The organism is Halolamina salina (assembly GCF_042678005.1).
GTDB lineage: Archaea > Halobacteriota > Halobacteria > Halobacteriales > Haloferacaceae > Halolamina > Halolamina salina.
This window is the reverse complement of record NZ_JBHUDH010000033.1, coordinates 45,572-52,700: the sequence shown is the minus strand read 5'-3', so window position 1 is coordinate 52,700 and position 7,129 is coordinate 45,572. Positions and strand designations below refer to the sequence as shown.

General features: G+C 67.9%; 7 protein-coding genes. 3 read left to right on the top strand and 4 right to left on the bottom strand.

The genetic code is table 11. The annotated features are described in order from the left end of the window. Positions 1-215: 215 nt before the first annotated feature. Together ACFR9S_RS04200 and ACFR9S_RS04195 are read left to right on the top strand one after the other, a co-directional pair. Positions 216-635 carry an iron-sulfur cluster assembly scaffold protein gene (locus ACFR9S_RS04200; protein ID WP_379731323.1) on the top strand — a complete coding sequence of 140 codons (420 nt, stop codon included), beginning with the start codon at positions 216-218 and terminating at the stop codon, positions 633-635. 125 nt (positions 636-760) lie between these two features. Continuing rightward, positions 761-1,096: an ArsR/SmtB family transcription factor gene (locus ACFR9S_RS04195; protein ID WP_379731322.1), complete on the top strand. Its 336-nt coding sequence runs from the start codon at positions 761-763 to the stop codon at positions 1,094-1,096. Here the strand turns inward: ACFR9S_RS04195 and ACFR9S_RS04190 are convergent. Beyond that, positions 1,093-1,821 carry an RAD55 family ATPase gene (locus ACFR9S_RS04190; RefSeq protein WP_379731321.1) on the bottom strand — a complete coding sequence of 243 codons (729 nt, stop codon included), beginning with the start codon at positions 1,819-1,821 and terminating at the stop codon, positions 1,093-1,095. The genes ACFR9S_RS04195 and ACFR9S_RS04190 overlap by 4 nt on opposite strands. 141 nt (positions 1,822-1,962) lie before the next feature. On the opposite strand from ACFR9S_RS04190, the gene ACFR9S_RS04185 reads away from it, so the two are divergent. Then, positions 1,963-2,574 carry a HalX domain-containing protein gene (locus ACFR9S_RS04185; RefSeq protein ID WP_379731320.1) on the top strand — a complete coding sequence of 204 codons (612 nt, stop codon included), beginning with the start codon at positions 1,963-1,965 and terminating at the stop codon, positions 2,572-2,574. Here ACFR9S_RS04185 and ACFR9S_RS04180 read toward each other — a convergent pair. From ACFR9S_RS04180 to ACFR9S_RS04170, 3 genes are all read right to left on the bottom strand, one after another. Then, a complete protein-coding gene (locus ACFR9S_RS04180) occupies positions 2,571-4,007 on the bottom strand; it encodes a DHH family phosphoesterase (RefSeq protein ID WP_379818121.1) in 1,437 nt (478 codons plus the stop codon). The genes ACFR9S_RS04185 and ACFR9S_RS04180 overlap by 4 nt on opposite strands. 87 nt (positions 4,008-4,094) lie before the next feature. Continuing rightward, positions 4,095-5,375, bottom strand: coding sequence for an MFS transporter (locus ACFR9S_RS04175; protein ID WP_379732278.1), 1,281 nt, complete (start codon positions 5,373-5,375; stop codon positions 4,095-4,097). A gap of 3 nt (positions 5,376-5,378) precedes the next feature. Beyond that, the gene (locus ACFR9S_RS04170; protein WP_379818120.1) at positions 5,379-6,569 is read right to left on the bottom strand and encodes an amidohydrolase family protein; all 1,191 of its coding nucleotides are present in this window, start codon (positions 6,567-6,569) and stop codon (positions 5,379-5,381) included. Positions 6,570-7,129 lie beyond the last annotated feature (560 nt).

The following is a 7,129-nucleotide window of genomic DNA, read 5'->3' as shown; positions in this document are numbered from 1 at the left end:
GAGCGACCGTAGGGAGCGAGTCGGCTGGGGAGGTCTGTGGGCTGTGCGGGGCGGTGCGGTCGCAAGTGGTCTACGAACGAGACGCTGTTGCCGTCCCCGTTCCCTTCGAAACCACTCCAGAACGACGTTCACACTCTCCCACACCCCGTTAGCGATCCCGGTATTCGACCACGAACCCCGGAACCCTTTTCCCCGGAAACCGTCTCTTTCGAGCCATGAGTGGCTCGGACATGTACCGCCAGCAGATTCTCGACCACTACAAGAACCCCCGGAACTACGGGGAGATGGCCGACCCCGACTTCTCCCACGTCGGGGAGAACCCCTCCTGTGGGGACACCATCCAGGTCGACGTGAAGCTGGCCGACGACGACGAGACGATCGAGGAGGTCTCCTTCAGCGGCGACGGCTGTGCGATCTCGCAGGCCGCGGCGTCGCTTCTGACTCAGGAGCTGCCCGGCACGAGCATCGAGGAGCTCTACGAGATGGACACCGACGACATCGTCGAGATGCTCGGCGTCGAAATCTCGCCGATGCGGATCAAGTGCGCGGTGCTCGCCCGGCAGGTCGCCCAGGACGGGGCGAAGCTCTACCGCGGCGAGATCGACGAGAAGGACCGGACGATCACCGAGGAGTAGCCAGTTCTTCGAACTGATACCACACCGTGACAGAACTCAAACTAATACAAACCGCCAAACGGGGACCCGATCCCCGTCGAGAATGGCGGTACGTTTTTGAAACGCCGTCTCATTCCCGATAACGAATGGCCTCGGACGAGATCATCGAGGTGCTCGGGAACAAGTACAACCCAGAGATCCTCGAAGCGGCGGGCGAGCCGATGTCCGCTCAGGAGCTCTCCGACCAGCTCGACGTCCCGATCGCGACCTGCTACCGCCGGATCGAGGAGCTGACGGAGGCGGACCTGCTCGAACTCCACGACCGGCCGCTCTCGGAGGAACACCGGCGGATCAAGGTGTACCGTCGCTGTGTCGACGAGGTGTCGATCGACTTCCGGGACGGGCTGAGCGTCGACCTCGAACAGCGGTCGGACGTGACCAACAAGCTCGACGAGGTCTGGCGGCGGATGTCCCAGAGCTAGAACCCCGGCCGCTCCTCGCTGCCCATCATCGAGAAGCCGCCGGCACGCTCGTAGACGGTGATACCGCCCTCGCCGATCTCCATCGGGAAGATGTCTGTGTTGATGTCCTGCTTTCGCATCTTCGCGACCCAGATGTAGCGGTTCACGCCGTTGTCCGTCGGCGTCTGGATGAAGTAGATGTTGCCGTCGGTGAGGAAGTTCTCCAGCCCGATCTCGGTCTCGGGGAACACCGCGCCCTGCTCGTTGATCAGCAGCGAGGTGAGCCCGTTCTTCTTGAGGATGTCCGAGAACTTCAGCAGGTACGTGCGGTTCTCCTTCTCGTCGTCGAAGAAGAGGCTGAACATCGTCAGCGAGTCGAGCACCAGCCGGTCGTACGTGGTGCCGGCGAAGTCCTGCAGCAGGCGGTCGATCGCGGTGTTGAAGTCCTCCTCACGGAGCATCGTCGACTTGTCGTACACCTTGATGTCGCCGCGCTCGACCATCTCGCCCCAGTCCTCGAAGCCGACCGACTCCGCGGCCTGCCTGATGTCCTCGGCGTTCTCCTCGAAGGAGATGTAGATCCCCTTCTCGTCGAACTCCTTCACCCCGGTGTGGAGGTACTGGATGCCGAAGATGCTCTTCCCCGTGCCGGGGTTGCCGCTGACCAGGACCGTCGAGTTCTCGACGATGCCGCCGTTGAGAATAGAGTCGAGACCGTCGACGCCGGTCTCGGTCACGTCGACCATGAGTACGGGGAGGTAGCGGTGCCGGGGGAATTAAGCCCACCGGGTCGCCGGCCGCGGCGCGGGCGTCGCCGACGCGAACGCTCACCGTCCGACAGTCGTACGACGGTAAAGTTAACTCAAAGCGGCCGAAGGGATAGGATCATGAGCGAGGCGGGCACCGAGGCAGGGGCGCGAGACCGGTCCGACGACAGGGAGGACGTCCGGGTATTGATCGTCGAGGACGAGCAGGACGTGGCGGAGCTCTACTCCAGCACCGTCGAGGCCGAGGGGTACGACGTCGACGTCGCGAACAGTATCGGCGACGCGTCGTCGATGATCGACGAGCGGTACGACATCGCGCTGCTCGACCGCCGGCTCCCCGACGGCCACGGCGAGGACCTGCTCGCGGAGATCCGCGACCGGGGGATCGACGTTCGGGTCGGGATGGTGACCGCGGTCGAGCCCGACTTCGACATCGTGGAGATGGGGTTCGACCTGTACGTGCTCAAGCCGCTCTCCCAGAGCGACTTACTCGACGCCGTCGAGCGCCTCGAGACCCGGAGCCAGTACGACGACCGGCTCCAGCGCACCGCGTCGCTGGCCTCCAAGCGGGCGACGCTCGAAGCCGAGAAGCCCCGCGAGGCGCTCGAACGAAGCGACGAGTACCGGAAGCTGACCTCGAGGCTCGACGAACTCGACGACGAGCTCGACCGGATCACCGACCAGCTCGACACCGAGGACTACCGACAGCTGTTCGAGGACATCGGCGCTTAGTCGCCGAGCTGCTCGCCGACGATCCGGTCCGCCTCCGCGAGGAACGCGTCCCGGTTCTCCCGCGGGATCGTCGCCCCCGCCGCCACGTCGTGGCCGCCGCCGCCGCCGCCGGCAGCATCGGCAGCCTCGGACATCACGACCGAGAGATCCAGCCCGTCACTGACGAGGAAGCCGCTCCCCCGCGCCGAGACTTTCAGCTCCTCGCTGTTCTCTTGGGCGAACGCGACGATCGGCTGATCCCGGCGGATCCCCTCCGCGCCCAGCGCCATCCCGGCGATGATGCCGACGATCGTTTCCCGGATGTGGCTGCCCGCGTCGAACCACTGGAGATGCTCCTCCTGCTCGACGCCCTCGGTTTTCACCCACTCTAACCCCTCCGAGAGGTTTCGGCGGTGGGTTCGGAGGAGCCGTCGCGCCTCCTCCAGCGCCTCGTCGCGGTAGCCCAGACAGACCGCCAGCCCCACGTCCGCGCGCTCGTAGCGCGCGGTGGCGTTCAGCACCGTCGAGAACTCGCTCACGTCCCGGAGCTCGGTGCCGACCTCCTCGTCGGCGAGCGTGTACGTCGTCGTCGTGACGCCGTTGACGCGCTCGGGCGGTACGCCGCGGGAGATGGCGTGGCGCATCAGCGCGCTCGCGACGGTCTGGCGCTCCTCGAAGGAGAGATCCACCCAGCGCCGCCAGTCGCCGTCGACTTTCAGGTCCACGTCCAGCCCCGAGAGGAACCGGATCGACCCCTCCTCGTCGCCGGAGATGCCCGGAATCCGGAGTTCGCTGGCGTACTCGAGGAGCTTGGGCAGCGGTCGCGTCTGCCGGCCGTACAGTGAGATATCCGTCACCTCCTCGATGGCGCCGGCCTCGACGCCCTCGGCGACGATCCCCTCGTTCGCGCCGATCAGGCCGCCGTCGGTGTCCTGCATGTCGCCGACCGCCCCCACGACCGCCAACGCCGCGAGGTCGCGGTTGTCGACGCCCTCGGTCTCCATCGCGCGGGCGAGCACGTACGTTGCGCCGGCGCCCGAGAGCTCGGATGCGCCGTCGATGTCGAACAGCAGGGGGTTGAGGTGGTGGTCGATGTCGGGCGGGTCCGCTCTCTCCTCGCCCGTCGCCGGCTGGTGGTGATCCGCGACCACAGCGTCGAAGTCGCCCGCCTGCTGGTGGGGGACGATATCGTCCAGTTGGCCGCTGCCGAAGTCCGTGAACAGCGCAACCTCGTGGTCCGTTGCCGCGATCCGGTCGATCGCCTCGGCGTCCAACTGCTTCTCGAAGGTGGTCTCGAAGGGGATCCCGGCCCGATCCAGCGCGGTCGCGGCGATGGCGCCGCTGGTGAGCCCGTCGGCGTCGATGTGGGAGGCCAGCACGACGGAGTCGGCGGCCAGCAGTCGGTCGGCGCAGGCGGCCGCGCGCTCGGCCATCGCGGGGACGGGATCGCTCATCGCTCTGGTTGGAGTGGGCGCGGCTTCGGGTAAAAGCCCTCGCAAGCGACCGGTGGCGACGGCGGCGAGGCACGCCGCGGCCCGCTCTCAGTCGTCCGGGACGACCTCGGGCGAGCGAAGCGGTTCGGGATCGCCGTCCAGCGTCGCGAGCACCATCATCGCCGTCAGCACGGCGAGGCCGGCACAGATCAGGTACTCCATCCCGACGCCGATAGTGGAGGCCAGTGGGAGCGCGATCAGCGGCCCGATCGTCGACCCCATGTCGCCGAACACGTTGTAGACGCCGCCGAGTTTCCCCACGTCCTCGCCAGGCGCGATGTCGCCGAGGTACGCCATCAGCGGCGGCCCCGTCCCGCCGACGCCGACGCCGATCATCGCGACGCCGACGACGATTCCCGCCACCGTGGGGACGAACACGAGCAGCGCGAACCCGGCGGCGAGCAGACCCAACGCGGGGATCACGGTGTAGGTCCGCGAGGAGAGCCTGTCCGAGAGGCGGCCGACGAACAGCGTCGTCACCGACATCGCGAGCACGGAGACCGCCATCACCACGCCGCTGACGCCGGTGCCGGCCAGCGAGCCGAGCGAGACGCCGTACTCGTTGGTGTACAGCACGACCGTCGAGAGCAGGACCCCGGCGTAGAGAAAGCGCACCGAGAGGTTGGTGGCGCCGATCCCCAGCACGCGCGCGTCGGCACGCACGACCGCCGGGAGGTCACGCAGGCGGGTCGTCGCCGTCGCGCTCCCCTCGACGTTCGGGAGGACGACGAAGGCGACGACGGCCGCGAACAGGCCGGTGGCGCCGGCCGCCGCGAACGCCTCGCCGTAGCCGTAAACGTCGGTCAGGACACCGCCGAGGATCAGGCCCATCGGGAAGCCGAGGCTCTGTCCGCCGCGCATGTACCCTACCCACTTCCCGCGGTTCTCCGCGGTCGTGACGTGGGTGACGGTAGTGAACGCGCCGACGAACACGAACGCCGAGCCGATACCCCAGCAGGCCCGCGAGAGGAAGAAGATCGCCGCGCTGGAGAGAGGAACCGGGCCGGGGTCGAGCGCCAGCACGTAGCCGAACGGCACCAGCCCCTGGACGAACAGGCCGGCGAGCATCGGCTTCCGGGTGCCGACGCTGTCGAGCACCTGCCCCGCCGGCGTCGCCATCAGGAGCCGCGTGAAGCGGTTGATCGAGAGGATCGTCCCCACTACGAACGAGGAGATGCCGAGCACCGTCCCCAGCGTGGGCAGCGTCGGGAACGCGACGCCGCCCCCGACGCCCCCGAAGAACACGCCGCCGATCACCGCCCCGACGACGACCGGGACGCTCGGATCGTCGTCGTCGATCGCCGGCGCGGAGAGCGTGGGGAGCTGCACGCGTTACCAGGCGTACTCCTCCCGGGGGTCGGTCGCGTCGGCCGCGCGGTCGAACACGTGCTCGCCGTCGACGAACACGTGCTGGGTGCGCGTATCGACGCGCCAGAACTCGCCGTCCCAGACCGCCTCGTCGGCGTCGGTGCCCGGCTCGAGCGTGCCGACGCGGTCCTCGATGCCGAGGATCTCCGCGGCGTTCGTGGTCACGGCATCGAGTGCGGCCTCGGGCGGGAACCCCTCGCGGACGGCCAGCCCGACACAGACGTCGAGATGCTGCTGGGGCAGGATCGGCGCGTCGGTCTGGATCGCGACCTTCACGCCGGCGTCGTGGAGGATTCCCGGCGTCTCGAAAGTGATGTTGCGGAGCTCGTACTTCGAGGCGGAGGAGAACGAGGGGCCGACGACCGCGGGCACGTCGCGCTCGACGAACGCCTCGGCCATGGTGTGGCCCTCGGTCGCGTGCTCGATCGAGAGGTCGTCGATGCCGAACTCGTCGGCGATCCGGAACACGGTCCGGATGTCGTCGGCGCGGTGGGCGTGGACCCGCAGCGGGAGGTCGCCCGTGAGCACGCGGGCGAGGTTCTCCATCCCGATGTCGCGCTCGAACGCCTCGTCCTCGTCGGTCTTCTCTTTGCGGTCGAGGTAGTCCTCGGCCGCGGTGAACTGCTCGCGGAGCGTGGCGGCGACGCCCGGCCGGGTGGAAGGCTGGCGCCCTTCCTGCTCGCCGTGGAACCGCTTCGGGTTCTCGCCCATCGCGGCCTTCATCCCGTCCTCCTTGATGAGCATCTCGTCGGCCTGATCGCCGTAGGTCTTCATCGAGACGATCACGCCGCCGATGACGTTGCCCGACCCCATCCGGCTGGAGACGCTGGTGACGCCGTTCTGGAAGGCGTGTTTGAGCTCCTCGTCCCGGGGGTGGAACCCGTCGAGCGCGTTCACGTGGGGCGTCGTCGCCGACGTGCCCTCGTTGAAGTCGCTGTCCTCGGGCTCGGCCCACTCCGCCATCCCGGCGTGGGAGTGGGCGTCGACCAGCCCGGGCGTGACGTGGGCGCCGTCGACGACGATCTCCTCGGCGTCGGCAGGCACGTCGACCGCGTAGCCCACGTCGGCGATCTTCCCGTCCTCGATCAGCACGTCGCCCTCGATCGTCCCGCGCTCGGTCTGGGTGTGGACGATCCCGTTGCGGATGACTCGCATACTCCCGAGTCGCTGCGGGGGGACAAATGGTTTCGGTTCGTAGCAGTCCGTGCCGGACGATCCGCCTCCTTCTCGACTCCCCTCCCTATGCGACACCGTCACAGGGGCGGAGTAGAATTAAGTAGGAAGCCGATAGAGGGTTTCACAGGTCGAACGATGCGCCTCCCGACATCCCCATCCAAGCTCACAGCGTCCAATAGCTGTGAGTCTGGGTCTACCGGAGCGGACCGGTTCGGGTATGTCGGGATTATCGCACTCGTACGCCCGCAGGTTCGGTCCGGTCGGCTCGCAGCGTGAATCGGTTCACGGCGGCCCGGTCGGTGCGAACCTGCACTCTCCTGGAGCCGTCTGTTCACGTTGTGGGCCAACTCCCACGGGAGCTGGTCCCCCCAGCACGTTCGAGTCGTGGTGGGAGCGTGCGATGAGCACCAAAAGCTCCGAGGGGTCGGCGGTTCGCCGCCAGCCCGTCGGCGTGGCCTGTACAGTGAGCGTCCCACGGAACGCGGCCGGCGACCTCGAAGCCGGCGTGCGCGACCGCCTCAGCGGCGCCGACGGCGTCG